Source organism: Streptomyces sp. NPDC002156, assembly GCF_053593675.1.
Window position 1 is genome coordinate 1 of sequence record NZ_JBSFDA010000369.1, and the last position, 1,102, is coordinate 1,102.

General features: G+C 68.0%; 1 pseudogene. It reads right to left on the bottom strand.

From position 1 onward, the window contains the following. A pseudogene (locus ACWCRB_RS49755) lies at window positions 1–1,102 on the bottom strand (2-oxoacid:acceptor oxidoreductase subunit alpha); the annotation flags it as partial.

Here is a 1,102-nt window from a genome sequence, read left to right on the forward strand (position 1 = left end):
CGCCTGAGCACCTCACCGAGATTGCCCGGGAAAGGGTTGAGGTGACGCAGATGCGCCTGCGCGATCGGCTGCCCGCCCGCCCGCAGCCGCCGTACCGCCGCCGTGATCGGCCCGTACGTCGAACCCCAGCCCAGCACCAGGGTGTTGGCCACGCCCGACGGATCGTCGACATCCAGATCCGGCACATCGATACCGTCGATCTTCGCCTGGCGGGTACGGACCATCAGATCGTGGTTGGCCGGATCGTAGGAGATGTTCCCCGTACCGTCCTGCTTCTCGATGCCCCCGATCCGGTGCTCGAGCCCCGGAGTGCCAGGGACCGCCCACGGCCGGGCAAGGGTCTGCGGATCCCGCTTGTAGGGCCAGAACACCTCGGTGCCGTCGTCGAGGGTGTGGTTGGGCCCCTGGGCGAACTGCACCCGCAGATCGGGCAGTCCGTCGACCTCGGGGATGCGCCAGGGCTCCGAGCCGTTGGCGAGATACCCGTCCGAGAGCAGGAAGACGGGCGTGCGGTAGGTGAGCGCGATCCGGGCCGCCTCCAGCGCCGCGTCGAAGCAGTCCGCCGGCGTGCACGGCGCCACGACCGGGACCGGAGCCTCACCGTTGCGCCCGAACATCGCCTGCAACAGGTCGGCCTGCTCGGTCTTGGTCGGCAACCCGGTAGAAGGCCCGCCCCGCTGGATGTCGATGACCAGCAACGGCAGTTCGAGGGAGACGGCAAGCCCGATGGTCTCGGACTTCAGCGCCACCCCCGGCCCCGAAGTCGTCGTCACAGCCAGCGAACCGCCGAACGCCGCGCCCAACGCGGCCCCGATACCCGCGATCTCATCCTCGGCCTGGAAGGTCCGGACCCCGAAGTTCTTGTGCCTGGACAACTCGTGCAGGATGTCCGAGGCGGGCGTGATCGGATACGACCCCAAGTACAGCGGAAGATCAGCCTGCTGCGAGGCAGCGATCAACCCGTACGACAGAGCCAGGTTCCCCGAAATGTTGCGATAGGTCCCGGCAGGGAACGCGGCCGACGCAGGAGCAACCTCGTACGAGACCGCAAAATCCTCAGTCGTCTCCCCGAAGTTCCAACCGGCCCTGAACGCGGCGAGGT